Here is a 1,334-nt window from a genome sequence, read left to right as displayed (position 1 = left end):
TAATCTAGCCGGGTCAAGGTCAACTCGAATTTCCCGGTCAACTCCTCCGAGTCGATCAATTTGGGCAACTCCCGGTACATTAACTAGATCACGGCTAATTTTCCGGTCAACTAGATCACTCAACTCCTCCACTGAGCGTTTGTCAGAAGCTACCGCATAGGTCATCACTGAACCCCCGGCAAATTCTAACCGTTTGACAATAGGTTCGTTAATATCTAGGGGCAAACTTTGACGAATTTGAGCTACCGCATTGCGTACATCATTAGTTGCCTGATTGCTATCAGTTCCCAGGACAAAATTGATAACGGTGCTGGATCTGCCATCAGTAACGGTGGAGCGGATTTGGTCAATGTCTCCAAGGCTAGCAACAGCATCTTCAACTTTTTTGGTTACCTGGAATTCCAGTTCTGCCGGTCCTGCCCCTGGCTGGGTAACAGTAACCATCACCGCTGGAAGATCAATATTAGGAAGCTGATCAATTCCCAACTGCTTAAAGGAGAATAGACCGACTATTCCTAAAACCAGAAACATGACCAGAGTAGCAACCGGATTTTTAATTGACCAAGAGGAGACGTGAAAGGACATCTGATAAAGAGTTGAAGGTTAATCGGTTGAAGGTTGAAGGTTAATTGGTTGAAGGTTGAAGGTTAATTGGTTGAAGGTTGAAGGTTGAAGGTTGAAGGTTGTTCGCGAAGCGTGGCCGAAAGGCCAAGGTTGAAGGTTGTTCGCGAAGCGTGGCCGAAAGGCCAAGGTTGAAGGTTGTTCGCGAAGCGTGGCCGAAAGGCCAAGGTTAGTTGGTTGTTCGCGAAGCGTGGCCGAAAGGCCAAGGTTATTTGGTTGTTCGCGAAGCGTGGCCGAAAGGCCAAGGTTAGTTGGTTGTTCGCGAAGCGTGGCCGAAAGGCCAAGGTTAGTTGGTTGAACGCGATTGCGTGGCCAATAGGCCAAGGTTATTTGGTTGAACGCGATTGCGTGGCCAATAGGCCAAGGTTAGTTGGTTGAACGCGATCGCGTGGCCAATAGGCCAAGGTTATTGGCTCAAGATGCCACTTGTAACCGCCTCACTTTCAACGGTTAATCAACATCGAACCTGTAACCTGCGTTCCTTTCAACCCTTAATGAATCTGTAACTTGTTAACTTTCAAGGCTTTTATTGAGTTTCTAAAACTTGGACGCGATCGCCGTCTTTGAGGAAAGCAGCACCTTTGACTACAATGCGATCGCTTGGGGCTAAACCACTCTTGATTTCTACTTGCCCATCAGGGAGGAGTTCTCCCATGACCACTGGCTGTGATTTTACGGTGTTATCTGCTTCGAGTCGATAAACGATAGCGCTA

General features: G+C 47.7%; 2 protein-coding genes and 1 pseudogene. All 3 read right to left on the bottom strand.

What is annotated here, in order from left to right:
* Positions 1–585: efflux RND transporter permease subunit (locus F6K49_RS49655; RefSeq protein ID WP_293110172.1), on the bottom strand; the 585-nt coding region annotated here is incomplete at its 3' end.
* A gap of 18 nt (positions 586–603) precedes the next feature.
* Entirely contained in the window at positions 604–945 is a 342-nt protein-coding gene (locus F6K49_RS49650; RefSeq protein WP_293110170.1) for a hypothetical protein, read from the bottom strand.
* Positions 946–1,147: 202 nt separating this feature from the next.
* A pseudogene (locus F6K49_RS49645) lies at positions 1,148–1,334 on the bottom strand (efflux RND transporter periplasmic adaptor subunit); the annotation flags it as partial.

It is taken from the genome of Moorena sp. SIO3I6 (genome assembly GCF_010672095.1).
The sequence above is the reverse complement of the archived record's forward strand: the minus strand, read 5'-3'. Positions and strand labels throughout refer to the sequence as shown.